At 66.0% G+C, this 26,026-nt stretch carries 23 protein-coding genes and 2 pseudogenes; 22 read left to right on the top strand and 3 right to left on the bottom strand.

The genetic code is table 11. The features are described 5' to 3' along the window. Window positions 1-44: 44 nt before the first annotated feature. The 5 genes from dusB (at window position 45) to ntrX (ending at window position 7,289) form a co-directional block, all read left to right on the top strand. A complete protein-coding gene (gene dusB / locus ACSQ76_RS11355) occupies window positions 45-1,037 on the top strand; it encodes a tRNA dihydrouridine synthase DusB (protein ID WP_437156654.1) in 993 nt (330 codons plus the stop codon). Continuing rightward, window positions 1,034-2,113 (top strand): two-component system sensor histidine kinase NtrB, encoded by a 1,080-nt coding sequence (locus ACSQ76_RS11350; RefSeq protein WP_437156653.1) that lies wholly within the window; start codon window positions 1,034-1,036, stop codon window positions 2,111-2,113. Before dusB ends, ACSQ76_RS11350 begins: the two co-directional genes overlap by 4 nt. After that, window positions 2,113-3,477, top strand: a complete 1,365-nt coding sequence (locus ACSQ76_RS11345; RefSeq protein ID WP_306129419.1) for a response regulator — start codon at window positions 2,113-2,115, stop codon at window positions 3,475-3,477. Before ACSQ76_RS11350 ends, ACSQ76_RS11345 begins: the two co-directional genes overlap by 1 nt. Before the next feature lie 153 nt (window positions 3,478-3,630). Next, window positions 3,631-5,865, top strand: a complete 2,235-nt coding sequence (locus ACSQ76_RS11340; RefSeq protein WP_437158189.1) for an ATP-binding protein — start codon at window positions 3,631-3,633, stop codon at window positions 5,863-5,865. Window positions 5,866-5,873: 8 nt separating this feature from the next. After that, the gene (gene ntrX, locus ACSQ76_RS11335) at window positions 5,874-7,289 is read left to right on the top strand and encodes a nitrogen assimilation response regulator NtrX (protein WP_437156652.1); all 1,416 of its coding nucleotides are present in this window, start codon (window positions 5,874-5,876) and stop codon (window positions 7,287-7,289) included. Between the two features lie 117 nt (window positions 7,290-7,406). On the opposite strand, the gene ACSQ76_RS11330 is transcribed toward ntrX, so the two are convergent. Then, window positions 7,407-7,880, bottom strand: a complete 474-nt coding sequence (locus tag ACSQ76_RS11330) for a hypothetical protein (RefSeq protein WP_437156651.1) — start codon at window positions 7,878-7,880, stop codon at window positions 7,407-7,409. A 101-nt stretch (window positions 7,881-7,981) separates the two neighbouring features. Here ACSQ76_RS11330 and trkA point away from each other — a divergent pair, with 101 nt between their 5' ends. The 5 genes from trkA to ACSQ76_RS11305 all read left to right on the top strand — a co-directional run bounded on the left by trkA (window position 7,982) and on the right by ACSQ76_RS11305 (window position 13,328). After that, on the top strand, window positions 7,982-9,358 hold the full coding sequence (gene trkA, locus ACSQ76_RS11325; RefSeq protein WP_306129416.1) for a Trk system potassium transporter TrkA: 1,377 nt from the start codon (window positions 7,982-7,984) through the stop codon (window positions 9,356-9,358). A gap of 16 nt (window positions 9,359-9,374) precedes the next feature. Then, window positions 9,375-10,895 (top strand): TrkH family potassium uptake protein, encoded by a 1,521-nt coding sequence (locus tag ACSQ76_RS11320; protein ID WP_306129458.1) that lies wholly within the window; start codon window positions 9,375-9,377, stop codon window positions 10,893-10,895. Between the two features lie 179 nt (window positions 10,896-11,074). Then, window positions 11,075-11,314, top strand: a complete 240-nt coding sequence (hfq, locus tag ACSQ76_RS11315; protein ID WP_306129415.1) for an RNA chaperone Hfq — start codon at window positions 11,075-11,077, stop codon at window positions 11,312-11,314. Further along, window positions 11,311-12,588 carry a GTPase HflX gene (hflX, locus tag ACSQ76_RS11310; RefSeq protein ID WP_306129414.1) on the top strand — a complete coding sequence of 426 codons (1,278 nt, stop codon included), beginning with the start codon at window positions 11,311-11,313 and terminating at the stop codon, window positions 12,586-12,588. The genes hfq and hflX overlap by 4 nt, the downstream gene beginning before the upstream one ends. A 113-nt stretch (window positions 12,589-12,701) precedes the next feature. Next, on the top strand, window positions 12,702-13,328 hold the full coding sequence (locus ACSQ76_RS11305) for a pyridoxamine 5'-phosphate oxidase family protein (protein WP_437156650.1): 627 nt from the start codon (window positions 12,702-12,704) through the stop codon (window positions 13,326-13,328). Here the strand turns inward: ACSQ76_RS11305 and ACSQ76_RS11300 are convergent. Next, window positions 13,316-14,017 (bottom strand): PAS domain-containing protein, encoded by a 702-nt coding sequence (locus ACSQ76_RS11300; RefSeq protein WP_437156649.1) that lies wholly within the window; start codon window positions 14,015-14,017, stop codon window positions 13,316-13,318. The two genes, ACSQ76_RS11305 and ACSQ76_RS11300, sit on opposite strands and share 13 nt — an antisense overlap. Before the next feature lie 310 nt (window positions 14,018-14,327). Between ACSQ76_RS11300 and ACSQ76_RS11295 the strand changes: the two genes are divergently transcribed. From ACSQ76_RS11295 to ACSQ76_RS11240, 12 genes and pseudogenes are all read left to right on the top strand, one after another. Then, the gene (locus ACSQ76_RS11295; protein WP_437156648.1) at window positions 14,328-15,236 is read left to right on the top strand and encodes a YicC/YloC family endoribonuclease; all 909 of its coding nucleotides are present in this window, start codon (window positions 14,328-14,330) and stop codon (window positions 15,234-15,236) included. After that, window positions 15,226-15,486, top strand: coding sequence for a hypothetical protein (locus ACSQ76_RS11290; RefSeq protein WP_437156647.1), 261 nt, complete (start codon window positions 15,226-15,228; stop codon window positions 15,484-15,486). The genes ACSQ76_RS11295 and ACSQ76_RS11290 overlap by 11 nt, the downstream gene beginning before the upstream one ends. Beyond that, complete coding sequence (gene gmk, locus ACSQ76_RS11285; RefSeq protein ID WP_437156646.1) at window positions 15,483-16,121, top strand: guanylate kinase; 639 nt, start codon at window positions 15,483-15,485, stop codon at window positions 16,119-16,121. Before ACSQ76_RS11290 ends, gmk begins: the two co-directional genes overlap by 4 nt. Continuing rightward, window positions 16,122-16,652 (top strand): gamma carbonic anhydrase family protein, encoded by a 531-nt coding sequence (locus ACSQ76_RS11280; protein WP_437156645.1) that lies wholly within the window; start codon window positions 16,122-16,124, stop codon window positions 16,650-16,652. Further along, window positions 16,649-17,707 (top strand): ATP-binding protein, encoded by a 1,059-nt coding sequence (locus ACSQ76_RS11275; protein ID WP_306129409.1) that lies wholly within the window; start codon window positions 16,649-16,651, stop codon window positions 17,705-17,707. The genes ACSQ76_RS11280 and ACSQ76_RS11275 overlap by 4 nt, the downstream gene beginning before the upstream one ends. A gap of 182 nt (window positions 17,708-17,889) precedes the next feature. Beyond that, window positions 17,890-18,930 carry a substrate-binding domain-containing protein gene (locus ACSQ76_RS11270; protein WP_306129408.1) on the top strand — a complete coding sequence of 347 codons (1,041 nt, stop codon included), beginning with the start codon at window positions 17,890-17,892 and terminating at the stop codon, window positions 18,928-18,930. A gap of 85 nt (window positions 18,931-19,015) precedes the next feature. Further along, window positions 19,016-20,488: a phosphate ABC transporter permease subunit PstC gene (gene pstC, locus ACSQ76_RS11265; RefSeq protein ID WP_437156644.1), complete on the top strand. Its 1,473-nt coding sequence runs from the start codon at window positions 19,016-19,018 to the stop codon at window positions 20,486-20,488. Beyond that, a pseudogene (gene pstA, locus ACSQ76_RS11260) lies at window positions 20,485-21,806 on the top strand (phosphate ABC transporter permease PstA). Before pstC ends, pstA begins: the two are co-directional and overlap by 4 nt. Window positions 21,807-21,820: 14 nt before the next feature. Beyond that, window positions 21,821-22,618 (top strand): phosphate ABC transporter ATP-binding protein PstB, encoded by a 798-nt coding sequence (gene pstB / locus ACSQ76_RS11255; protein WP_306129405.1) that lies wholly within the window; start codon window positions 21,821-21,823, stop codon window positions 22,616-22,618. A 12-nt stretch (window positions 22,619-22,630) separates the two neighbouring features. Then, a complete protein-coding gene (gene phoU / locus ACSQ76_RS11250) occupies window positions 22,631-23,356 on the top strand; it encodes a phosphate signaling complex protein PhoU (protein ID WP_437156643.1) in 726 nt (241 codons plus the stop codon). Window positions 23,357-23,374: 18 nt separating this feature from the next. Beyond that, complete coding sequence (phoB, locus tag ACSQ76_RS11245) at window positions 23,375-24,064, top strand: phosphate regulon transcriptional regulator PhoB (RefSeq protein ID WP_428516209.1); 690 nt, start codon at window positions 23,375-23,377, stop codon at window positions 24,062-24,064. 78 nt (window positions 24,065-24,142) lie between these two features. After that, a complete protein-coding gene (locus ACSQ76_RS11240; RefSeq protein WP_437158188.1) occupies window positions 24,143-25,027 on the top strand; it encodes an SDR family NAD(P)-dependent oxidoreductase in 885 nt (294 codons plus the stop codon). A gap of 15 nt (window positions 25,028-25,042) precedes the next feature. On the opposite strand, the pseudogene ACSQ76_RS11235 reads toward ACSQ76_RS11240, so the two are convergent. Then, a pseudogene (locus ACSQ76_RS11235) lies at window positions 25,043-25,945 on the bottom strand (LysR substrate-binding domain-containing protein); the annotation flags it as partial. Between the last annotated feature and the right edge of the window lie 81 nt (window positions 25,946-26,026).

Here is a 26,026-nt window from a genome sequence, read left to right as displayed (position 1 = left end):
ACGCGTGGCCATAGAACGTCCACATGCTCAATCGTTAGGCACCCATGCTGAACATCGGCCCTCGAAACCTACATCCCCCGGTCCTTCTCGCCCCGCTCGCGGGCATCACCGACCTGCCATTTCGCAGCCTGGTCAGCCGGTTCGGAGCGGGGCTCGTCGTCAGCGAAATGGTCGCGAGCCAGGAAATGGTGCAGTCCAAGCCCGGCGTGCGCGAGAAGGCGGAGCTTGGGTTCGACGCCGCCGACACTTCCGTCCAGCTGGCGGGGCGCGAGGCGCATTGGATGGCCGAGGCCGCCCGCCAGGTCGAGGGCAATGGCGCAAGCCTCATCGACATCAACATGGGCTGTCCCGCCAAGAAGGTCACCAGCGCCAGCGGCTCGGGCGCCAGCGGCTCGGCCCTGATGAAGGATCTCGATCATGCGCTTTCGCTGATCGAAGCGGTGGTCGGCGCGGTCTCGATCCCCTTGACGCTGAAAACCCGTCTGGGCTGGGACGACACCAACCTGAACGCGCCGGAGCTGGCCACGCGCGCGGAAGGGGCAGGGGTGCAGATGATCACCATCCACGGTCGCACGCGCTGTCAGTTCTACAAGGGATATGCCGACTGGGACGCGATCCGCGCGGTGAAGGACGCGGTCAGCATCCCGGTCATCGCCAACGGCGACATCACCGGCACCCCCACCGCCCGCGACGCGCTGATGAAATCCGGCGCGGATGGCGTCATGATCGGGCGCGGCGCGCAGGGCCGTCCGTGGCTGCTGGCGCAGGTGGCGCACGAGTTGCACGGCACGCCCGCGCCGGAAATCCCGCAAGGTGGCGACCTTGCGCGGCTGGTGCAGGACCATTACGACGCCATGCTGTCCTTCTATGGCACCGAGCTTGGCGTCCGCGTCGCCCGCAAGCACCTGGGCTGGTACATGGACGGGCGCGACACGCCCCAGGACTTGCGCAAGCGCATCCTGACCGAGCGTGACCCGGCCAACGTCAACCGCCTGCTCGAGGATGCCATGACCGCCCCGGAAAGGACCGCCGCATGACCGGGATGGACGAAATGGTCTGGACCTCGCTGCCGGTGCCGGGGCTGATCCTCGACGGACAGGACCGCATCGTGCAGATCAACCCCGCCGCCGAAGGCTTCCTGATGACCTCGGCGCGGTCGATCGTCGGTCAGCCGGTATGGGACAAGCTGGCCGTCGACGCCCCCATCGAAGAAGCGCTGGAACGCGCCCGCGAGAAATCCGCGCCGCTGTTCGTCAATGACGTGGACGTGGGCACAGGTGATCGCGCGCCGATGCAGTGCAACCTGCAGATCGCGCCGGTCTCGGGCTGGGACGACCACATGATCCTGCTCATTTCGCCCCGCGAACTGGCGGGCCGCGTGACGCAAAGCCAATCCGTCAAATCAGCCGCCAAGTCCGCCATCGGCATGGCCGAGATGCTGGCCCATGAAATCAAGAACCCGCTCGCGGGCATCACCGGGGCGGCGCAGCTGCTGTCGATGAACCTCGACCAGGACGATCTGGAACTCACCGACCTCATCGTGTCGGAAAGCCGCCGTATCGTCGGCCTGCTGGAACAGGTCGAACAATTCGGCAACGTGAGCCTGCCCAAGCTGCGCGCGGTCAACCTGCATGACGTGCTGGACCGCGCCCGGCGCTCGGCGCTGGTGGGCTTTGCCGCGCACATGACCATTGTCGAGGATTACGACCCCTCGCTGCCGCTGGCGCTGGCCGATCCCGACCAGCTGTTGCAGGTGATCCAGAACCTGTTGAAGAACGCCGCCCAGGCCGCGGGCGACAAGGGCGGAACGATCACCCTGCACAGCTATTACGAGCAATCCCTGCGCGTGCGCCGCGACGGCGGTGGACCCGGCAAGTCGCTGCCCCTGCAGATCGAGGTCATCGATGACGGCCCCGGCCTGCCGCCCGAGATTGCCGGCAATGTGTTCGAGCCGTTCGTCTCGGGCCGCGAGAACGGCACCGGCCTGGGCCTCGCCCTCGCCGCAAAGATCGTCTCGGAGCTCGACGGCTGGCTCTCGGTCAACTCGGTGCCCGGGCGCACCGTATTTCGTATTTCGCTGCCGCGCGCCGGCAAGGACATGGAGGAAAGCTAATGGATGGCACGGTACTGGTCGCCGATGACGACCGCACGATCCGCACGGTTCTGACACAGGCCCTGACGCGGGCGGGATGCCGGGTGCATGCCACCTCGTCGCTGACCACGCTGATGCGGTGGGTGGGCGAGGGCAAGGGCGACGCGGTGATCACCGATGTCATGATGCCCGACGGCAATGGCCTGGAAATGCTGCCCAAGATCAACCAGGACCGTCCCGGTATGCCCGTGATCGTGATCTCGGCCCAGAACACCATCATGACCGCCATCCAGGCCGAGGAGGCCGCGGCCTTCGACTATCTGCCCAAGCCCTTCGACCTGCCCGACCTGATGAAGCGCACCGCCCGCGCGCTCGATGCACGCACCAAGCGCGCGCCGGCCGAGGTCAAGTCCGAGGACCGCCCCGACGAATTGCCGCTGGTCGGGCGCACCGCGGCGATGCAGGGGCTCTACCGCGTGGTCGCGCGGCTGATGAATACCGATCTTCCGGTGCTGATTACCGGCGAATCCGGCACCGGCAAGACGCTCATCGCCCGTGCCATCCACGACTTTTCCGACCGGCGCACCCTGCCTTTCGTTACCGTCACGCCGTCGGACCTGGCCGATCTGGAGGGCCCCGCGCGGGTCATGGCCCGTGCCAAGGGCGGCACCATCGTTCTGGACGGGGTCGGCGACCTCAGCACCGATGCGCAGGCGCGCGTGGTGCGGATGATGGACGCGCCCGGCGATCACGTGCCACGCTTCATGGCCACCTCGCTGGGCCGGCTCGCCGACCGGCTGGAAGAGGGCAAGCTGCGCGAGGACCTCTACTATCGCCTCTCCGGCGCCGTGGTCGAGGTGCCGAGCCTGCGCGCCCGGGTCGACGACATTCCGCTGCTGGTGCATCACTTCCTGCTCAAGGCCGAGCGCGAGGGCCATCCGCCCCGGACATTGTCGGAGGACGCGATGGAGCTGATGCGCGCCTACAGCTGGCCCGGCAACGTGCGCCAGCTTGAGAACGCGGTCCAGCGCCTGGGGCTGACCGCGCGATCGTCCGAGATCACCCGCTCCGAGGTCGAGGCGGTGCTGGGCAATCAACCCGAGGCCGCCCCGGTGGTGGGCGGCGGCGGAGGCGAGAGCCTCTCGACCTCGATCTCGCGCCACCTGCGCCGCTACTTCGATCTGCACGGCAACACCCTGCCGCCACCGGGCCTCTACGCGCGAATCCTCAAGGAGATGGAGATGCCCCTGATCGAGATCGCGCTCGATGCGACGGGCGGGAATCAGGCCAAATGTGCCGATCTTCTCGGCATTAACCGCAATACATTGCGCAAGAAAATCACCGACCTTGATATTCGCGTGACACGGCGCCGCAAGTTGATGTAAAACTGCAACATCACTGTGGCCCTTTGGAAGCCCTGCCTGGGTCCAAGCCACATCTGGAGGTGCGGCGCATCTCGCGCCACAACCTGATGGGGGGATTGCGTGGCTGCAAAAGCACGCGGACTGACGTGGGAAAAGCTCGGGCGTCTCCGGCGCATGAAGCGGGTGCGCAATGCCGCCGCCTTCAGCCTCGTCGTGCTGGGTCCGGTGCTGGCGCTTCTGACCTACCTCGTCATGGGGCCGCTCGATCAGGGCAGCTCGTCCAACATCCTGCGCATCGTCCTGCTGGCGGACATGGTCTATATCATCATGGTCGCCGCGCTGGTTCTGCAACGCGTCGTCCAGATGGTCGCCGCCCGCCGCCGCAAATCCGCGGGCTCGCGCCTGCACCTGCGCCTGACCGGGGTCTTCGCGCTGATGGCGCTTCTGCCCACGATCACCGTCGCCGTCTTTGCCACGCTGTCGGTGAACATGGGGCTCGAGGCGTGGTTTTCCGACAGGGTGGGGCGCGTGGTGGACAACTCGGTCGCCGCCGCGCAGGCCTACGAGGACGAGCACCGCCGCGACCTGCTGGTCGACGCCCGCGCGCTGGCCTCGCTGATCAACGCCACCAAGCGCGCCGCGGTCTTCCTCGACGATGGCGACATCCGCCAGATCCTGTCGCGCGGCCAGCGCGAGATCCAGCGCGGCCTGCGCGAGGCCTTCGTCATCGACGGCACCGGAGACATCCGTTCGCGCGGCGAACGCTCGTACCTCTTCGACTACGAGGAACCTTCGCGCGAGATGTTCGAGGAGGCTAACGAAGAAGGCGTCGTCATCATCCGCGATTGGGACAACAACGAGTTCCGCGCCCTGCTGCCGCTGGAGGAAATCCCTGACCGCTATCTCTATGTCAGCCGCAATGTCGACGGGGACATCCTAAGCCTTCTGGACGACACGCAGGAAACCGCGCGCTTCTACCAGCAGCGCGAGGACGAGCGCGACCGCGTGCTGTTCGAGTTCGGCGTGCTCTACCTCGGGTTCGCTCTGATCCTGATCCTTGCCGCCGTCTGGCTGGGCATGTGGTTCGCCGAGCGCCTCAGCCGCCCCGTGGGCCGCCTGACCAGCGCCGCCCAGCGCGTGGGCGAGGGCGATCTGGACACGCAGGTGCGCGAAGAGGATGCCGACGACGAGATCGGGATGCTCTCGACCTACTTCAACCAGATGACGCGGCAACTGAAGCAGCAGCGCGACACGCTGCTGACCAACACCGAGCAGATCGAACGCCGCCGGCGGCTCTTCGATTCGGTGCTGGGCTCGGTCTCTTCGGGTGTCGTGGGGCTTGACGCCAAGGGCCGCGTCACCTTCGTCAACCGCGCCGCCGAACGCCTGCTCGATTGGCAAGAGGACCAGCAATCCCTGGCACTCGCCGTTGCCATCCCCGAATTCGGCGCGCTCTTCGAACGGCTGAAGGACAGCAATACCGGCTTCGTGCAGGAAGAGATCAAGGTCAGCCGTACGGGCCGGATGGAGAACCTGCTGGTGCGCATGTCGACCCGCAGCAACGAGGGCGGCCGGCGCGAGGGCTACGTGGTCGCCTTCGACGACGTGACCGACCTCGTCACCGCCCAGCGGATGGCCGCCTGGGGCGACGTCGCCCGCCGCATCGCGCATGAAATCAAGAACCCGCTGACACCGATCCAGCTGTCGGCGGAACGCATCAAGCGCAAGTTCACCCGCGTGCTGGATGACGAACAGGCCGCGAGCCTGGAACAGCTGACCGACGTGGTCGTGCGGCAAACCAACGACCTGCGCCGCATCGTCGACGAGTTTTCCAAGTTCGCCCGGATGCCCGAACCGCAGACCAAGGTCGAGAGCCTGACGAAGCTGTTGCGCGAGGCCGTCCTGCTGCAGGAGGCCGGCCAGCCCGACGTCACCTTCGAGTCCACGTTCACCGAAGACGCGCTGATGGCCGAGGTCGACGGCACCATGCTGCACCAGGCGCTGACCAACCTGATCAAGAACGCCGGAGAAGCCATTGAAAGCCTTTACGAAAAGGAAGGCGCCGAGGGCCACGTGCCGCAGATCCGCGTCACCAGCACGCGCGAGGACGACACCGCGGTGATCCGCATCTCCGACAACGGCATCGGCCTGCCCGAGGATCGCTCGCGCCTGTTCGAGCCTTACGTGACCACGCGCGAAAAGGGCACCGGCCTCGGCCTGCCCATCGTCAAGAAGATCATCGAGGAACATGGCGGCAGCCTTGCCCTGGAAGACGCCGACCCCTTCGCGCCCGAGGCCCGCCCCGGCGCCATGGCCGTGATCCGCCTTCCCCTGACCCGGGCCGAGGCCGCGCCGGACGCGGACGGCGACCCCGATTTGAACGAATATGACCAACGACAGGCCGTATGAGGTGACCCATGAGTGACATTCTTATTGTCGACGACGAACGCGATATCCGTGAACTGATTTCCGACATCCTGCAGGACGAAGGGTTCACCACGCGCCTCGCCGGCAATTCCGACGAGGCGATGAGCGAGATCCGCGAGCAGCCGCCGGGCCTGCTGATCCTCGATATCTGGCTGAAAGACAGCAATATGGACGGGATCGACATCCTCAAGGCGGTCAAGCGCGACTACCCCGAGGTACCGGTCGTCATCATCTCGGGCCACGGCAATATCGAGATCGCGGTCGCGGCGATAAAGCAGGGCGCCTACGATTTCATCGAGAAACCCTTCAACATCGACCAGCTGATGGTGGTCATCCGCCGCGGCATGGAAACCAGCCGCCTGCGCCGCGAGAACCTCGCGCTCAAGCGCCAGGGCAGCGGGCCGGCCGACATGCTGGGCGAAAGCCCCGCCTTCCGCACCCTTGTGGGCCAGCTCGACAAGGTCACGCGGTCGAATGGCCGGGTCATGCTGTCGGGTCCCGCCGGCTCGGGCAAGGAACTGGCCGCGCGCTACATCCACGCCAATTCCGATCGGGCAGGGGGCCCCTTCGTCTGCGCCGGCTGCGCCTCGATCGAGCCCGACCGGATGGAAGAGGTGCTCTTCGGACGCGAGGCCGAGGACGGCACCGTGACCCCGGGCTTGCTGGAAGAGGCCAATACCGGCGTGATCTATTTCGACGAGGTCGCCGACCTGCCGCTGGGCACGCAAGGCAAGATCCTGCGCGTGCTGGTCGACCAGACCTTCCTGCGGGTGGGCGGCAGCGACAAGGTTCAGGTCGATCTGCGCGTGATCTCCTCGACCTCCCGCAACCTCGAGGCCGAGATCCAGGCCGAACGGTTCCGCCGCGAGCTCTATCACCGTCTCAACGTGGTCCCGATCGCCGTGCCCAGCCTCGAGGACCGGCGCGAGGATATCCCCGTGCTGGCCGGCTACTTCATCGAGAAACTCAACGGCGAACAGGGCCTGCCGATCCGCGCCCTGGGCGACGAGGCGGCGGCCCTTTTGCAGACGATGCGCTGGCCCGGCAACGTGCGCCAGCTGCGCAACGTGATCGAACGCATCCTCATCCTCGGCGACAGCTCGGGCGACATCAATGCGCGTGAAATCCCCGGCGACAGCGCCACGCCCAGCGACGACGGCCGGGTGGTCCTCTCGGGCACCGTGGCCACCATGCCCCTGCGCGAGGCCCGCGAGGCGTTCGAGCGCGAATATCTGATGACCCAGATCAACCGCTTCGGCGGCAATATCAGTCGAACGGCGGAGTTCGTCGGCATGGAACGCAGCGCGCTGCACCGCAAGCTGAAATCGCTGGGCGTGGTCACTGGCGCCAAGGGCGCGCGCCTCTCGGACGAGGAAGACGAGGGCCATCACGCCGCCACCGGCTGATGCGGTCAGGAGGCCTGCTTCTTCTGGCCATAAATATCCCCGCCGGAGGCATCCCCGAGGCGGCCCCGCCGCCGAGACATCAAGCGCGCCGCAGGCGCTCCTTCAAGTCACGTCGCCCTATTCCGGGTTCACGATCTGATATTTCCCGCCCTTGATGCGGATCGCACAGGAATTTTCCGTGAGCGGCGGCTGCACCCGCGTCGCGGTGATCACCGTCGCCTCCACCACCTCGGGCGGGCAGGGCTTCAGGCTGACCTTCTGGTACCCCTGGTCGGCCATGCACTGCCTGGCCACCCGCGCCCGCAACCCCTCGTTGGCGTCATAGCTTTCCCACCGTCCCGGCGACAGCAGAACCCGGACCGTCCGGCACTTGCCGGCGCCGTTGCAGATCGGGCGATAGCTGTAGGTCGGCGGGATAAACCGCGTCAGGGTCCGGACCGGCACCTGCCGAAGGGCCGCCACGTCGCATTGCGTGCGGTCGCGCTCGACCCCGCTTACGGGCGCGCCTTCGCGGTAATAGACGTTTGTCGGCAGACAGCCCGAAAGCGTCAGGACCACACAGATCAGAAACGGGACTCGGTACAGATTCATGGCCACACTCTATGCCGTTTTTTGCGCAGGACAAAGCAATTGACCGTTACCGCCCCATCTGTCATGCAAAGCCTTCGATTGGGTCACAAAAGGCACCGCCCATGAAGGTCATCATATGCGGGGCAGGGCAGGTCGGTTGGCAGATCGCGCGCCACCTGTCGGGCGAGCGCAACGACGTCACCGTGGTCGACAGCAACCCCGACCTGGTGCGCCGCGCCACCGAGACGCTGGACGTGCAGGGCATCAACGGCTTTGCGAGCTATCCCAACGTGCTGGACCAGGCCGGCGCGCGCGATGCCGACATGATCATCGCCGCCACCCATTCGGACGAGGTCAACATGGTCACCTGCCAGGTGGCGCACTCGGTCTTTTCCATCAACCGAAAGATCGCCCGCCTGCGGTCGCAATCCTATCTCGACGCCATCTATTCCGACCTCTACCGCCGCGACCACATGCCGATCGACGTCGTGATCTCGCCAGAGCGCGAGGTGGCCGAGGCCGCGCTGCAACGCCTTGCCGCCCCCGCCGCCTTCGACACCGAGACCTTCATGGAAGGCCGCGCCCAGCTTCTGGGCCTGCGGATCGACGAGGATTGCCCGATCGTCAACACGCCCCTGCGGCAGCTGACCGACCTCTTCTCGACGCTCGAGGTGGTGGTGCTGGCCATCCGCCGCGACGGCAAGCTTTTCGCGCCCGAGGCCGAGGACCAGCTTTTCGTCGGCGACGACGCCTATGTCTTTGCCCCCACCGAGGACGTGCCGCGCACGATGGAGGTGTTCGGCAAGACCTCGCAGACCCAGGAACGGCTGGTCATCATCGGCGGCGGCAATATCGGTCTCAGCGTCGCCAAGCGGATCGAGAAGCGCGGCAAGCGCACCCGCGTCAAGGTGATCGAGCGCGACCGCAAGGTGGCCGAACGCGCCGCCGACGCGCTGGAACGCACCATCGTGCTCAACGGCGACGGTCTCGACGCGCAACTGCTGGCCGAGGCCAACATCTCTCGCACCGATGCGGTTCTGGCCGTCACCGACGACGACAAGACCAACATGCTGGCCGCCGTGCGTGCCAAGGCCGAGGGCTGCCCCTTTGCCATCGCCCTGATCAACGACCCCACATTGCTGCCGATGATGGAGCCCCTGGGCATCGACGCCTACATCAACCCGCGCTCCACCACCGTCAGTTCGATCCTGCGCCATGTCCGGCACGGGCGGGTGCGCTCGGTCTATTCCATCGGCGATGCCGAGGCCGAGGTGATCGAGGCCGAGGTCATGTCCACCTCCAACATCGCCGGCGCCGCCATCCGCGAGATCGACTTTCCCGAAGGCGTGCTCGTCGGGGGCGTGTTGCGCGAGGACAAGGTGCTGAAACCCTCCGGCACCATGCGGATCGAGGCCGGTGACGTGGTGGTGATCTTCGCGCTGGCGTCCGACGTGAACCGGGTGGAACAGCTCCTGCAGGTCTCGATTGATTTCTTCTGAGACATCGTCGCCGGGCCTGACGGCCCGCATCCTGCGGTTCCCGCTCATTCTCGTGTTGACCGGAATCGCCAGCATCGCCATGCTGGGCCCTGCGCTTCATGCGTTCTGGCAGGACGATCATTCCGTCGCCCGCGCATTTCTCTATTCCAGCGTGCTGGGCGTCACATTTCTCGTGCTGGTGGGCCTTGCGATCGCGGGCCGCCGAAGCCAGGACAATTCGGACATCCAGAACCTGGCCTCGCTGGCGCTGGCCTATACCGCTTTGCCGGTGTTTCTGGCGCTGCCCTTTTACGAGGGGCTGGAGACCACGCGCTTTCTCAACGCCTATGTCGAGATGGTGTCGTGCCTGACCACCACCGGCGCCACGCTTTTCGACAATCCTGCCCGCCTGGTCGACAGCCTGCATCTGTGGCGCGGCATGGTCGGCTGGTTCGGCGGGCTTCTGATCTGGATCGCGGCCTCGGCCGTGCTCGCGCCGATGAACCTCGGCGGGTTCGAGATTACCGTCTCCGCCGAACCGGGGCAGGGCGAGGACGCGCTCAGCCGCTTTCGGCGCGCCAGTTCCGCCCGGCGAATCGCACAAAGCACGAAGGTGCTTGCGCCGGTCTATATCGGGCTGACCGGCGTGCTCTGGCTGATGCTGATGCTGGGCGGCGACCGACCGCTTGTGGCGGCCGTGCACGCCATGTCCACCCTCGCCACCAGCGGCATCTCCGCCGTCGGCGGGGTCGAGAACGCCGGCAGCGGCTACGGCGGCGAGATCGTGATCTTTCTCTTCATGTTCTTCGCCCTGTCACGCCTGACGTTTTCGTCCGACACCCTGACAAGCCGCTCCACCAGCGTCTTGCACGACCCCGAGTTCCGGATCGGCACCGCGCTGGTTCTCGGGGTGCCGCTCATCCTCTTTTCGCGCCACTGGCTGGGCGCCTTCGACGTCGACCAGGTCGAGGATTTCGGCCAGGCGCTTCAGGCGCTCTGGGGCGGCACCTTCACCGTCATGTCGTTCCTGTCGACCACCGGCTTTCAAAGTGCGGCCTGGGAGGCCGCGCAATCCTGGTCGGGGCTCGGCACGCCGGGCCTGCTGCTCATGGGGCTGGCGATGTTCGGCGGCGGCGTTGCCACCACGGCGGGGGGCGTGAAACTCCTGCGGATCTACGCGCTCTACCTGCACGGCCAGCGCGAGATGGAGCGGCTGATCCACCCCTCGTCGGTAGGGCGTGCCGGCGTCCACACCCGCCGCATGCGCCGCGAGGGCGCGTTCGTCGCTTGGATCTTCTTCATGCTCTTCGCCCTGTCGCTGGCGCTGGTGACCGTCCTTATGGCGGCCGTCGGGGAAGACCTGCAAAACGCGATCGTGCTGTCGACCGCGGCGCTGGCCACCGCGGGCCCGCTCACCCAGGTCGGCGCCGACGCGCCCATCGGCCTGCTGGAGATGCGCCCGGCGGCCAAGCTGGTCTTTTCCGCCGCGATGGTGCTGGGCCGGATGGAAACCCTGGCCCTCATCGCGCTTTTCAACCCCAGCCTGTGGCGCCGCTGAGGCCCGGCAATATCCGCGCCGCGGGGCCGTCGTGTCACAGGCCTGAAACATTGCCCCGGCAAGACACCGCAACGATTTGATTTTTGGGCTGGAAACTCGGAAACGCGCACTCCATACTCGCCGCTGAGGGAGAAAGGGGCGAGTGAAGGCCCCTCGCAAGAACAAAGGCTATAAAAACAATGGCAACAGACCGACAAAACCTGCAAGACGCATTTCTGAATCAGGTTCGCAAGACCAAGATCCCGGTCACCGTTTTCCTGATCAATGGCGTCAAGCTGCAAGGTGTCATCACCTGGTTCGACAATTTCTGCATCCTGCTGCGCCGCGACGGTCAGTCACAGCTTGTCTACAAGCATGCCGTGTCCACGATTATGCCGTCCCAGCCGGTCAGCCTTTATGAGGGCGATGACGCGTCTTGACGCTCACCGAACGCTCGGACACCCGCGCCTGGGTCCTGCACCCGGACATACCCAGTTCAGACCGCGACCGTGACCCGGCGCTCGCGCTCGAAGAAGCCGTGTCTCTGGGCCACGCCCTGCCGGGGCTGGAGGTTCTGGGCGGCTCGGTCGTGCGCCTGCGCGACCCGCACCCCGGCATGCTCTTCGGCAAGGGCAAGCTGGCCGAGCTGCAGGCGCTGGTAGAGGAAAACGAGGTCGAGCTGGTTCTGATCGACGGGCCCGTCTCGCCTGTGCAGCAGCGCAATCTCGAAAAGAAGCTGGGCGTCAAACTCCTCGACCGCACCGGACTGATCCTCGAGATCTTCTCGGACCGCGCCGCCACCCGCGAAGGCGTGTTACAGGTCGAAATGGCCGCCCTCAGCTATCAGCGCACCCGTCTTGTCCGAGCCTGGACCCACCTGGAACGCCAGCGCGGGGGATTGGGCTTTGTCGGCGGTCCGGGCGAGACCCAGATCGAGGCTGACAGGCGGGCCATCGACGAACAGCTCGTCCGCCTGCGCCGCCAGCTGGAAAAGGTCGTTAAAACCCGCACCCTGCACCGCGCCGCCCGCGCCAAGGTGCCGTTCCCCATCGTGGCGCTGGTGGGCTACACCAACGCCGGCAAGTCCACGCTCTTCAACCACCTCACGGGGGCCGAGGTCATGGCCAAGGACATGCTCTTTGCCACGCTCGACCCCACGATGCGCAAAATCGCCCTGCCGGGCGGCGGCCCCGAGGTGATCCTGTCCGATACCGTGGGCTTCATCTCCGATCTGCCCACGGAACTGGTCGCCGCCTTCCGCGCCACACTCGAGGAGGTGCTGGCCGCCGACCTGATCGTCCATGTCCGCGACATCTCGCACCCCGAGACCGAGGACCAGGCCGGCGACGTGCGCGAGATCCTCATCAGCCTCGGCGTGCTCGAGACCACGCCACAGATCGAGGTCTGGAACAAGATCGACCGCCTGACGCCGGAGGACCGCACCCTGGTCGAGAACCGCGCCGCGCGGCTTGAAAACGTGCAGCTTCTGTCGGCCATCACCGGAGAAGGCATGGATGCGCTCAGCGACACGATCATCACCCGGCTGGCGGGCACCACGCGTGTCGAGACGGTCACGCTGGGCTTCGACGCAGGGCGCAAACGCGCCTGGCTCTTCGAGAAGGGGCTGGTCGAGGACGAGGTGCAGGACGAGGACGGCTATACCCTGACCGTGCGCTGGAACGAGACGCAGAAGTCGCAGTTCGACGGTCTGTGATCCCCGCACCGATGCTGTGCGCCGCCGCGCGCCCCTCGCACCGTCGTGATTTGCGAAACCTGGGCGCGCGCCCGATCTAGGACGCGTATCAGGCCCGACAAAGGATGCAGACCATGGCGAAAACCTTCCACGAACTGGCATTCACCGACGCCGTCCGCGCCATGCAGGAACAGCAGGGCTCTGCCGCGATGTATGCCCGCAGCCTTGGTCCCGACGCCCCAGCCGACGACCGTCTCGGCCCGAACGAGGCACAGTTCATCGCCCTGCGCGACGGGTTCTACCAGGCCACGGTCAGCGCCACGGGCTGGCCCTATGTCCAGTTCCGCGGCGGCCCGCGCGGCTTTCTCAAGGTGCTGGACGACAAGACGCTGGGCTATGCGGATTATCGCGGCAACCGGCAGTATATCTCCACCGGCAACCTGGCGGAGAACGACCGTATCTCTCTTATCCTGATGGATTATCCCAACCAGGCGCGGCTCAAAATCCTGGGGCGCGTGCAACTCAGCGACGACCCCGACCTGATCTCGCGGTTGACGGATGACGGCTACAAGGCGCGCCCCGAACGGGCCGTCGTCATCACCGTCGAAGGGTTCGACTGGAACTGCCCGCAGCATATTCCGGTCCGCCTGACGGTCGAGGAACTGGGCCCGATCCTCGAACCCTTTCAACAGGAGCTGGCCAGCCTGCGCGCAGAGAACGCCGCACTCAAGGCCCGGCTGGAGGCAGCTCAGTCACTGTGAACCAGCCGCAGGTAGGGCCGCTCGCTGGGATGTGACAGCGGCGCGGGCCGCTCGCGCCGCGGCGCCGGGGCAGGGGGCGACAACGGCGCCTGGTCTTCCGCTAACCCGGTGGCTTCGGGTTCGGTCAGGTCCACCGGCGTCACCTTGCACGCAACGATGCGGAACCGGCGCGGCGTGTTGCCGATCGGCCCCGAGGACACCAAGCAGCCCAGCGCGCGCGAGATATCCCCCAGGTCGCTGCGCAGCGGCAGGACGATCAGCGTCGCGGCCATCGCCGCGCGGCGGAGGCCGCCGGGCGCGCTCAGGTCCAGGCGCAGCGTCGCGGGCCGCTCGAACAGGTCCACCATCGCGTCGGCCAGTTGTTCCCGGTCTTCGGGCGCGATCAGCGACGACAGGGGCATGCCGCGCACTTCCATGCCCATCACGTCCGACAGATGCGTGCCGGCGATGCGCAGCCGCGCGATGCCGGGCGCGACCTTTTCCGCAATGAACGCGTTGCTCAGCAGGCTCTCGATGCCGCGCGGATCGATCTCGGTGCGCAGCGGCACGTCGCCGCCCCGGCGCATCCCCGACCAGTAGCTTACGAATTTCCGCAGGTCGGCCTCGCGGTCCGCCCGCCGTGGCCCGCTGCCGGAGCGCCGAAGGTCGGTGCTCTTGTCCGGAAACGAGCTTCCAGAATCATCCTTCATCGATCTTCCCCATCCGGCGCGCGGCCGGTTTCACCACCGTAATTCAGATCCGGACACGGGCGCTGCCCGCCCGGACCGTTCGGTCGCGCCCCACGCCTGGTCCCCCGGTACCAAGCTGCGGTCCGATCAACTTGAATCAGAAGCGGCCCGACCTGGAGCAATTGTGCCATATTTCTGCCTGATTTGTTTATTTTTCTTGCCGATTGGTTAATTCCTCGCTGCGCGTACCGCTTGCGAAGGGGGCGCCGACGCACTAGGAAACCTTCGCAGAAACGGGCTTTCATGGCCCCGCCGCAAAGGACCAGCACCCGTGACACATGCGCCCCCGCAACTCAATTCCATGACCGGCTTTGCTGCGGGGCAGGGCGCGCAGGGGCGCTTCGGCTGGACATGGGACCTGCGCGCGGTCAACGGGCGCGGGCTCGACCTGCGCCTGCGCGTGCCCGATTGGATCGAGGGGCTCGAGGCCGGCCTGCGCGCGCGGCTGACAGCGACGCTCGGGCGCGGCAACGTCACCCTGTCGCTGAAGCTTCAGGCCCAGGACGGCGGCTCCAGCGCCCGGCTCGACGAGGCACAGCTCGACGTGGTGCTGACCGCCATGACCCGGATCGAGGCGCGCGCCATGGAAATGGGCCTGTCGCTCGCGCCGGCCAACGCCGCCGACGTGCTGGCCCTCCGCGGCGTCTTCGAGCCCGGCACCCAGGACGAGGATACCGCCGCACTCGGCAAGGCGCTGCTGGCCGGTTTCGAAACCGTTCTCAGCAGCTTCCTCACCATGCGCCGCCGAGAAGGCGCGGCGCTGGCCGATGTGCTGACCGGCCAGCTTACCCGCATCGCCGAGCTGACCGACGCCGCGGCCACCGCCGCCGAGGCCCGCCGCCCCGAGACGGAGGCCAATTTCCGCGCCGCGCTTCAGCGCGTGATGGACAATGCCGACGGCGTCGACGAGCCCCGCATCGCCCAGGAACTGGCGGTACTGGCCGTGAAGACCGACGTCACCGAGGAAATCGACCGCCTGCGCAGCCACGTCGCCGCCGCCCGCGACCTGATCGCCGGCGGCAGCCCTGCGGGCCGCAAGCTCGACTTTCTCGCGCAGGAATTCAACCGCGAGGCCAACACGCTGTGTTCCAAGGCACAGAACAGCGAGTTGACGAGCGTCGGGCTGGAACTGAAAAGCGTGATCGAACAGATGCGCGAACAGGTGCAGAATGTGGAGTGACCTGCAAAACCCGGTTTTGCAGGTCATCCCGGACGTGATCCTGCCTGCCCCGGGCCTGATCCGGGGGGATCTTCTTGCCACCCGCGGCCACCCCGTCCCGGGCTTGACCCGGGACCTCATGGCCCCTCGCACACTCTCCCCCAAAGGTTTTGCGCCGCCTCCGGCGTCGCCGCAGCGCGCCTTCGGCGCTTGCATGAGTATTTTCGGCAAGAAAGAGCCGGGCGATTTGCCCGGACCGGAGGCCGCATGAGCCAACGCCGCGGCCTTCTGATCATCCTGTCCTCGCCCTCGGGCGCGGGCAAATCCACGCTGTCGCGCCGCCTGCGCGACTGGGACGAGACGATCTCGTTCTCGGTATCGGCCACCACGCGGCCCCCGCGTGCGGGCGAGCTGGACGGGCAGGATTATCACTTCCTCGACGACGCCACCTTCCGCCGGCAGGTGGCGGCGGGCGAGATGCTGGAACACGCCCATGTCTTCGGCAATTTCTACGGCTCGCCCAAAGCGCCGGTGCAGGCCGCCATCGACGAGGGCCGCGACGTGCTCTTCGACATCGACTGGCAGGGCGCGCAGCAGATCCAGAACTCGGCGCTCGGGCCCCATACCCTGTCGATCTTCATCCTGCCGCCCAGCATCACCGAGTTGCACCGCCGGCTGGAAACCCGCGGCCAGGACAGCCCCGACACGATCGCCAAGCGGATGCAGAAAAGCTGGGACGAGATCAGCCATTGGGGCGAATACGATTACGTGCTGGTCAATGACGATCTCGACACCACCGATGCCGCGCTCAAGACCATCGTGTCCGCCGCCCGCCTGCGCCGCCTGCAACAGCCCGACCTGAACGCCCACGTGCAACGCCTTCAGGCCGAATTCGAGGAGAGATGAATGCCCATTTACGCGCTTGACGACGTGATCCCGCAGTTGGAGGACGGCGCCTGGGTCGCGCCCGACGCCAACATCATCGGCAAGGTGGTGCTGGAAGAGAACGCCTCGGTCTGGTTCGGCTGCACCCTGCGCGGCGACAACGAGCCCATCGTCGTGGGGCAGGGCAGCAACGTGCAGGAAAACGTGGTCATGCACACCGATCCCGGCTTTCCGCTGAGTATCGGGCGCGGCTGCACCATCGGGCACAAGGCGATGCTGCACGGCTGCACGCTGGGGGAAAACACGCTGATCGGCATGGGCGCCACGGTGCTGAACGGCGCCAGGATCGGCAGGAACTGCCTGATCGGGGCCTGCGCGCTGATTACCGAGGGCAAGGAGATCCCCGACAACAGCCTGGTGATGGGCGCGCCGGGCAAGGTCGTGCGCGAGCTGGACGACAAGGCCATCGCGGCCTTCGAGGCCACCGCGCTGCACTACCAGAAGAACGCCGCGCGCTACCGGGCGGGACTGCGCGCCCTCGACCTCGAATGAACCAGGGCAATATCGCCACGCTCCTGCAGGCGATCCCCCTGGCCGCTGTCCTGATCGGGCGGGGCGAGCGTATCCTTGGCGTGAACGACCGCGCCACGGCCTTGCTCGGGCCGGGGCTGACCGGGCGCCATTTCATCACCGCCATCCGTCAGCCCACTGTGCTCGACGCGGTCGAGGCGTCTTTGCGCGACCGCGAGATGCGCCAGACGCGCTATCTCTCCAGCGCCGGGGCGCAGGACACCACGTTCGCCGTCACCTGCAGCCCGGTCGAAACCGATGCAGGCTCCGGCGTGCTTTTGTGTTTCGAGGATGTCACCCATCTCGAGCAGGTGGGCCAGATGCGCCGCGATTTCGTCGCCAATGTCAGCCACGAGTTGCGCACGCCGCTGACCGCGCTTCTGGGCTTCATCGAAACCCTGCGTGGCCCGGCCCGCAACGACCCTGCCGCGACCGAGCGTTTCCTTGGGACCATGCAGGTCGAGGCCAGCCGGATGGAACGTCTCGTCAAGGACCTGCTGTCGCTCAGCCGGGTCGAGGCCCAGGAACGCGTGCGCCCCACTGACCGGGTCGATCTTGTCCGGCTGATCCACGCCGTGATCCATGCCACCCGCCCCATCGCCGAGGAAGCCGACGTGACGGTGGCGTTCCAGCCCGAGCTGGCCGATATCACCGTGCCGGGCGATGCGGACCAGCTTCAGCAGGTCTTCACCAATCTCATCGAGAACGCCATCAAGTATGGCGGACCGGGCAAGACCGTTACCCTGGACCTTGCCGCGCATTCCGATCATCCCGCCTTGCGGGGCCCCTCGGCGGTGGTGTCCGTGGCCGACCAGGGGCCGGGCATCGAGGAAGTGCACATCCCGCGACTGACGGAACGCTTCTACCGCATCGACAGCCACCGCTCTCGTGAGATGGGCGGCACCGGGCTGGGGCTGGCCATCGTCAAGCACATCGTCAACCGCCATCGCGGGCGACTGAAGGTCGAATCGCAGCTGGGGCAGGGCACCCGATTCGACGTTATTCTGCCCTCGCGCCCCACCGCGCGGCAGACCTGACGCGTCCCCTGTCCGTGTGCCCCGAGGTCAACCACAATTAATTCGTGGTTAACCTTTATAAAAAGCGGCCTGTCATAAAACCGTTACAAAACTGTAACAGAAGCGTCGTGCTGAGTACGTAGCAGGACACCGAGGTCACCTGCTGCAAGGTGATCGGGATACATGGATATCAGGAGCTTTATATGTCCTTCATGAAAATGACCGCCTCTACCCTGGCGATCGCGGCCGTTTCGGCCACCGCTGCCGCTGCACGTGACAACGTCCAGGTTGCCGGTTCCTCGACGGTTCTGCCCTACGCCTCGATCGTGGCCGAACTGTTCGGCGAAAACACCGACTTCCCGACCCCGGTCGTGGAATCGGGTGGCTCGTCGGCCGGCCTCAAGCGTTTCTGCGAAGGCGTTGGCGAAAACACCATCGACGTGGCGAACGCATCGCGCGCCATCCGCGAGAAAGAGATCCAGGCCTGCGCCGACAACGGCGTGACCGACATCATCGAAGTGCGCATCGGCTATGACGGCATCGTCTTCGCCAGCCAGCAGTCCGGTCCCGAGTTCACCGCGTTCGAGCCCACCGACATCTTCAACGCAATCGGCGCCACCGTCCTGAAAGACGGCGAACTGGTCGAGAACACCCACGAGACGTGGTCCGAGTTCAACAGCGAGCTGCCCGACGCCGAAATCGCGATGTTCATTCCCGGCACCAAGCACGGCACCCGCGAAGTCTTCGAAGAGAAGGTTCTGCTGGTCGGCTGCGAGGAAACCGGCGCGATGCAGGCCATGCTGGACAGCGGCATGAGCGAGGACGAGGCCGAGGATTCGTGCCTCGATGTCCGTCAGGACGGCAAGTCGGTCGACATCGACGGCGACTACACCGAGACCCTGGCGCGTATTGACGCCAACACCAACGGCATCGGCGTGTTCGGCCTGGCGTTCTACGAGAACAACACCGACAAGCTGAAGGTCGCCACCATGAGCGGCGTCGCACCCTCGACCGAGACCATCGCCTCGGGCGAATACCCGGTGTCGCGCCCGCTGTTCTTCTACGTCAAGAAAGCCCACATCGGCGTGATCCCCGGCCTGAAGGAATACGCCCAGTTCTTCGTCGCGGACGAGATCGCAGGCCCCGGCGGCCCGCTGTCGAACTACGGCCTGGTCGCGGACCCGGAACTGGCCGAGACCCAGGCAAAGGTCGAATCCGAAGAAACCATGGGCAGCGGCTCCTGATAGCCACTGACCACCGGGGGCGGCATATTCCGCCGCCCCCACACCCCTTTTAGGTAATTTTTCCAGACAGACGGATGGGGGGCTCATGCCGACACTCTGGCTATTCCTGATCGTGCTTGGCATCGCGGCGGTGGGCTATGTGCTGGGCCGTCAGCGCGCGCTCGGCACCGTGGAGGGCGACAACCGGCGCCTCCACTCCCTTCCGTCCTATTACGGCTCGAACGTCCTGATAAAGGTGGTCGTTCCCGCCTTCCTGCTGATGGTCGCCTGGCTGCTGGTCCAGCCGATCGTGGTCGGCAACACGATCTCGGGAATGATCCCGGATCGCTCGGTCGACGCCAAGGGCTCGCTCGGCCTCGTGATGGCCGAGGTGCGCCGCACCGCCGATGGGCTCGACAACGCCGTGGCCCAGGGCCTGATGGACGAGGATTTCGTCACCGGTGCCCGCGCCGACCTGGCCGATGTCACGCAGCGTCTCAGGGATGCGGGGCAGATCGTCACCTCCGAAGTGACCCAGCCCATCCTGAACGCCGCGCAGCGCTACCGGGTGATGAACGCCACCGGCAACCTGATGATGACCATCGCCGTGCTGGTCGTCGCTGTCCTGGGCGCGCTCTGGGGCCTGCGCGAGTCCCACGGTGACTTTCGCGCCCGCAACACGGTCGAGCGCAGCATCCGCGCCCTGCTGATCGGCGCCGCCTCCATCGCCATCCTGACCACGGTGGGCATCATCCTGTCGCTGGTGTTCAACACCATCGAGTTCTTCCGCCTCTACCCCGCCGCGGATTTCTTCTTCGGTACCAACTGGGCGCCCAGCTTCTCGGGCCGGGGCGGCAGTTCCGACCTCGGCGTGCTGCCGCTTTTGTGGGGCACGTTCTACATCTCAATCGTGGCGTTGGCCGTGGCCGTGCCCATCGGCCTCTTTGCCGCCATCTACCTGTCGGAATATGCCTCGCCCAAGGTTCGCTCGGTCGCCAAGCCGCTGCTCGAGGTGCTGGCCGGCATCCCCACCATCGTCTACGGCCTCTTCGCCCTGCTGACGGTCGGCCCGCTGCTGCTCAAGGTCTTCGGCGATGACGGGCTTGGCATCATGCAGGCCGGCACCGCCGTGATGACCGCCGGCCTCGTGATGGGCATCATGCTCATCCCCTTCGTCAGCTCGCTTTCCGACGACATCATCAACGCGGTGCCGCAGGCCATGCGCGACGGCTCCTACGGCCTTGGCGCGACGCAATCCGAGACCATCCGCCAGGTCGTGCTGCCCGCCGCCCTGCCGGGTATCGTGGGCGCCATCCTTCTGGCCGCCAGCCGCGCCATCGGCGAGACGATGATCGTGGTGCTGGGGGCAGGGGCTGCCGCCCGGCTCGACCTCAACCCGTTCGAGGCCATGACCACCGTCACCGCCAAGATCGTCAGCCAGCTGACGGGTGACGCCGATTTCGCCTCGCCCGAGGCGCTGGTGGCCTTCGCCCTCGGGATGACGCTCTTCGTCATCACGCTCTGCCTCAACGTCTTCGCCCTCTACATCGTGCGCAAATACCGGGAGCAGTACGAATGACCGACGCAACGCTCAGCGGCGGCCACGGCCGCTCCTCGCTCACCACGACCGACGCCAACACCAAGCGTCGCAACGCCGCCGAGAAACGCTTCCGCGCCTACGGGCTGACGGCGATCGTGATCGGCCTCTTCTTCCTTGTCGTGCTGTTCGTCTCGATCATCCGCTCGGGCCTTCCGGCCTTCACTCACACAGTGGTGGAGATGGAGTTCACCCTGACGCAGGCTCAATATGACGAGGCCGAGGACCAGCTCTTCAAGACCAAGGCCTATTCCAACCTCTTCATCGCCCAGCTTCAGGCGCAACTGGAGGAGCGCGGGATGGAGGTCGAATTCGACGAGGCCGCGATCGAACGCTTGCTGGGCAAGGTCGGCGGCAATCTGCGCGAATACTATTCCGCCAACCAGAACCGCCTGGGCGAGCCGGTTGAGTTCTCCCTGTCCGCCTCGTCGCGCGTCGACGGCTATTTCAATGGCCGCGTCACCCGCGAGGCGCTGCAGGACAGCCGGTTTCTGATGGCCTCGGACCTCGATCTGGTGGATGCGCTGCGCAACGCCGGCATCATCAGGTCCGAATTCAACTGGAACTTCATTACCGGCGCCGACTCGGGTGTCGACAACCCCGGCGGCGCGGGCATCGGTGCCTCGGTGATCGGTTCGTTCTTCATGATGCTGGTGGTGCTGGTCCTGTCGCTGCCCATCGGCGTCGCCGCCTCGATCTACCTCGAGGAATTCGCACCGCAGAACCGCTTCACCGATCTGATCGAGGTCAATATCTCGAACCTCGCCGCCGTGCCCTCGATCGTCTTCGGCATTCTTGGCCTTGCCGTATTCATCCAGTTCATGCACCTGCCGCAATCGGCCCCGCTGGTGGGGGGCTGGTGCTGACGCTGATGACCCTGCCGACGATCATCATCTCGACCCGCGCCTCGCTCAAATCCGTGCCGCCCTCGATCCGGGACGCGGCCCTCGGGGTAGGGGCCTCCAAGATGCAGGCGGTCTTCCACCACGTGCTGCCGCTCGCAATGCCCGGCATCCTGACCGGCACCATCATCGGTCTCGCGCAGGCCCTGGGCGAAACCGCGCCGCTTTTGCTGATCGGCATGGTCGGCTTCGTCGCCCGCGGCTATCCCGACGGCTTCGTCGCCGGCTTCACCGAGCCGAACTCGGCCATGCCCGCCCAGATCTACACTTGGGCCGCCCGCGCCGATGCCAGCTTTTACGAAAAAGCCTGGGGCGGGATCATCATCCTCCTGGTCTTCCTGCTGACCATGAACATCATCGCCATCATCCTGCGCCGCCGCTTCGAGCGCCGCTGGTAGAAAGGGACCTCGCCATGTACGATACGCCAAATACGGAGAGAGCCGTGGATCAGAAAGACATCAAATTCTCGGCCAGGGGCGTGCAGGTCTATTACGGCGACACCCACGCCATCAAGGACGTGGACGTGGCGCTGGAAGACAAGACCGTCACCGCCTTCATCGGGCCGTCGGGCTGTGGCAAGTCCACCTTCCTGCGCTGCCTGAACCGGATGAACGACACGATCGACATCTGCCGGGTCGAGGGCGATATCCTGCTCGATGGCGAGGATATCTACGACCGCAAGGTGGACCCTGTGCAACTGCGCGCCAAGGTCGGCATGGTGTTCCAGAAACCCAACCCGTTTCCCAAGTCGATCTACGACAACATCGCCTACGGCCCCCGCATCCACGGCATGGCAAAGTCCAAGGCCGACCTCGACGAGATCGTCGAGCGTGCCCTGCGTCGCGGCGCCATCTGGGACGAGGTCAAGGACCGCCTCCAAGCCTCCGGCACCGGCCTTTCGGGCGGCCAGCAACAGCGCTTGTGCATCGCCCGCGCCGTGGCGACCGAACCCGAGGTTCTGCTGATGGACGAGCCCTGCTCGGCGCTCGACCCCATCGCCACCGCCCAGGTCGAGGAACTGATCGACGAGCTGCGCACCGAATATTCCGTCGTGATCGTGACCCACTCGATGCAGCAGGCCGCGCGCGTCAGCCAGAAGACCGCCTTCTTCCACCTCGGCAACCTGGTGGAATTCGGCGAAACCGGCAAGATCTTCACCAACCCCGAAGATCCCCGCACCGAAAGCTATATCACCGGCCGGATCGGCTAAGGAGGCTCTGCAATGTCCGACGAACACATCTCCTCGGCTTTCGACCGAGACCTCGAAACCGTCCAGGCGCTGATCATGAAGATGGGCGGTCTGGTGGAAGAGGCGATCATGAACGCCGCCATCTCTCTCGACACCCGCGACGAGGAACTGGCCGAAAAGGTCCGCGCCGGCGACCGGGCGATCGACGACCTCGAAGAACAGATCGACGAGGAAACCGCCCGCACCATCGCCCTGCGCGCGCCCACCGCCATCGACCTGCGTGTCATCCTCACGGTGATGAAAATCGCCTCGAACCTCGAACGTATCGGCGACTATGCCAAGAACATGGCCAAGCGAACGACCGTGCTGTCGCAGATGACGCCGATCACCGGGGCCACCGCCTCGCTGCGCCGCATGGCCCGCGAAACCGAGCGCATGCTGCGCGACGTGCTGGATGCCTATATTCAGCGCGACGCGGAACTTGCCCGCGAGGTGATCCAGCGCGACCACGATGTCGACCAGATGTACAACGCGCTGTTCCGCGAATTCCTGACCTTCATGATGGAAGACCCGCGCAACATCACGCCCTGCATGCACCTGCACTTCATCGCCAAGAATACCGAGCGCATGGGCGACCATGTCACCAACATCGCCGAACAGGTGGTCTATCTCGTGACCGGCACAATGCCCGAAGACAACCGCCCTAAAAGCGACAAGACCTCGCTGGACCCAAAGGTCTCGCCCCAGGTCGGCGCATAACGAAGGACAACAGACGTCATGGCAAGCGATCAGCCCAGCGTACTTCTGGTCGAGGATGAGCCGGCACAGCGCGAAGTGCTGGCCTACAACCTCGAGGCCGACGGCTTTGCCGTGACCCGTGCCGAAAACGGCGAAGAGGCCCTGATGCTGGTCGAGGAGGCTGCGCCCGACCTCATCCTCCTGGACTGGATGCTGCCCAACGTGTCGGGCATCGAGGTCTGCCGCCAGCTCAAGACCCGCTCCGAAACCCGCAACGTGCCAATCATCATGCTCTCGGCCCGCTCCGAGGAGGTGGACCGCGTGCGCGGGCTTGAAACCGGCGCCGACGACTACGTGATCAAGCCCTATTCGGTGATCGAACTCATGGCCCGCGTCCGCGCGCAACTGCGCCGCACCCGGCCCTCGACCGTGGGCGAGCGGCTGGAATACGAGGACATCATCCTCGATTCCGAAACCCACCGCGTCACGCGTCAGGGCGAGGGGCTGAAGCTCGGCCCCACCGAGTTCCGCCTGCTGTCGACCTTCATGGAAAAACCGGGCCGCGTCTGGAGCCGCGAGCAACTGCTCGACCGGGTCTGGGGCCGCGACATCTATGTCGACACCCGCACCGTCGACGTCCATATCGGCCGGCTGCGCAAGGCGCTCTGCCAGCACGGCGGCGACGACCCGCTGCGCACGGTACGCGGGGCAGGGTACTCGCTGGGCTGACGGCGCCGCGACTGGCGTTCACTGTTCTTCAAATACTCAAATCAAACAAATAAAGCGTGGCGCAGCCACTCGATATGGATGGTTGCGCTTTGGCCGGGCTCGACTACTCTGATACACGGGACCGGACTGCAAAGGGCGCAGATCATGCTACCACTTGACGGTAAGATCGCCCTCGTCACAGGCACCTCCGCCCCCAACGGAATCGGACAGGCCATCGCGCGCAGGCTGGCAGAGGACGGCGCGCATGTGGTCGTCACCGATCTCGACGGCACCATGCAGATCGACGGCGTCGCCACCCCGCGCCTCTCGCTGCTGGAAACGCTCGCCGCCGACCTCGATCCCTCGGGCACGGCGCTTGAACTGGACGTCACCGATGCCGCGCAGATCGACGCGGTCATCGCACAGGTACAGCGCAGGCTCGGGCGCGTGGACATCCTCGTCAACAACGCCGGCAGCCTCGCGGGCGCGGACAATTTCATGTCCACCACGCCCGCCCAGTGGACCAGCAGTTTCAACGTCAACCTTCTGGCCCCGATGATGCTGACGCGCGCCGTGATTCCGGGCATGCAGGCCGCCGGGGGCGGGCGGATCATCAATATCGGCTCCACCGGCAGCCTGGGCGCCGAACCCGGTTTCGGCGCGTACACGGCGATGAAACACGGGCTGGTGGGCCTGACCAAGACCATCGCCGCCGAGTTCGGCCCCGACAACATCCTGTGCAACATCGTCTGTCCCGGCTATATCGCCACCGATATGCACATGGCCGCCAACACGCGGATCGCCGGCGAACGCGGGCTGAGCGTGGAGGAGGTCAAGGCGCAGCGGTATGCCAGCGTGGCCGTGCGCGACGCGGGCCGACCCGCCGACGTGGCCGATGCCGTGGTCTATCTGGCCGGACCGCAATCGCGCTATGTCACGGGAATCACGCTGCCGGTTTCGGGCGGCGTGCCTTACGGGATCTGACATCGGCATGTCACCGGGGCAGGGGTCTTCATCCTCCGCCTGCGGCGCCAGCCAGTCGCGGAACTTCATCACCGCGCTGTCCTGCGCCTTCTCCTCCGGCCAGACCAGGTGATAGGCGCCGGGGCTGTCGGTGCGCCCGCCCCAGCCCGTCACCAGCTTGCCGGTCGCCAGGTCCTGCTCGGCCAGGTAGTCCGGCAAAAGCGCCACGCCCAGCCCGTGCAGCGCCGCCTGCGTGATGGTCGAGAACTGGTCATAGATCGTGCCCGCCACCGTGCCCGTCTCGACACCATGTGCGGCGAACCAAGCGCGCCAAGCCTCGGGCCGAGTCTCAATGTGCAACAGGGGCAGGGACAGCACATCCTCTGGCCTGGTCACCGCGCTGCGCTCCAACAGCGCGGGTGCCGCGACCGCCACCACCGCCTCGCTTTTCAGCCGCAGGCTTTGCGTGCCGGGCCAGCGCCCACTGCCGAAAAGTATCGCTGCATCAAAAGGTTCCGCGCCAAAGTTGAACGGTTTCAGCCGGGTCGACAGGTTCAGCGTCACCTCCGGGTGCGCCGCGGCGAACTCCGGCAGGCGCGGCACCAGCCAGCGCATCCCGAAGGTCGGCAAAATCGCCAGGTTCAGACTGCCGCCCCCGGGGTTCAGCGCCAGCTTCAGCGAGGCCTGGCTGATCCGGTTCAGCGCCGCGCGCGTCTCGCCGGCATATTCCCGCGTCTCGGGCGTCAACCGCACGCGCCGCCCTTCGCGCACGAACAGCGGCACGCCCAGCTGGCTCTCCAGCGTCTGCAACTGCCGGCTCACCGCGCTCTGGCTCAGGTTCAGTTCCTCGGCCACCGCCGTCAGGCTGCCCAACCGTTCGAGCGCTTCCAGCGCGCGCAAGGCGCCCAGCGACGGCAGAAAGCGACGGGGCAGGGCCATTTATGCGGTTTCCTCATGAACCTATACAGAATTGCCGCTTTTTATTGCGCTTATCTCAGGATAAATTCAACCCGAACCGAA

Source organism: Roseovarius sp. B08, from assembly GCF_051417955.1.
Taxonomy (GTDB): domain Bacteria; phylum Pseudomonadota; class Alphaproteobacteria; order Rhodobacterales; family Rhodobacteraceae; genus Roseovarius.
This window is presented reverse-complemented; position numbering and strand designations above follow the sequence as displayed.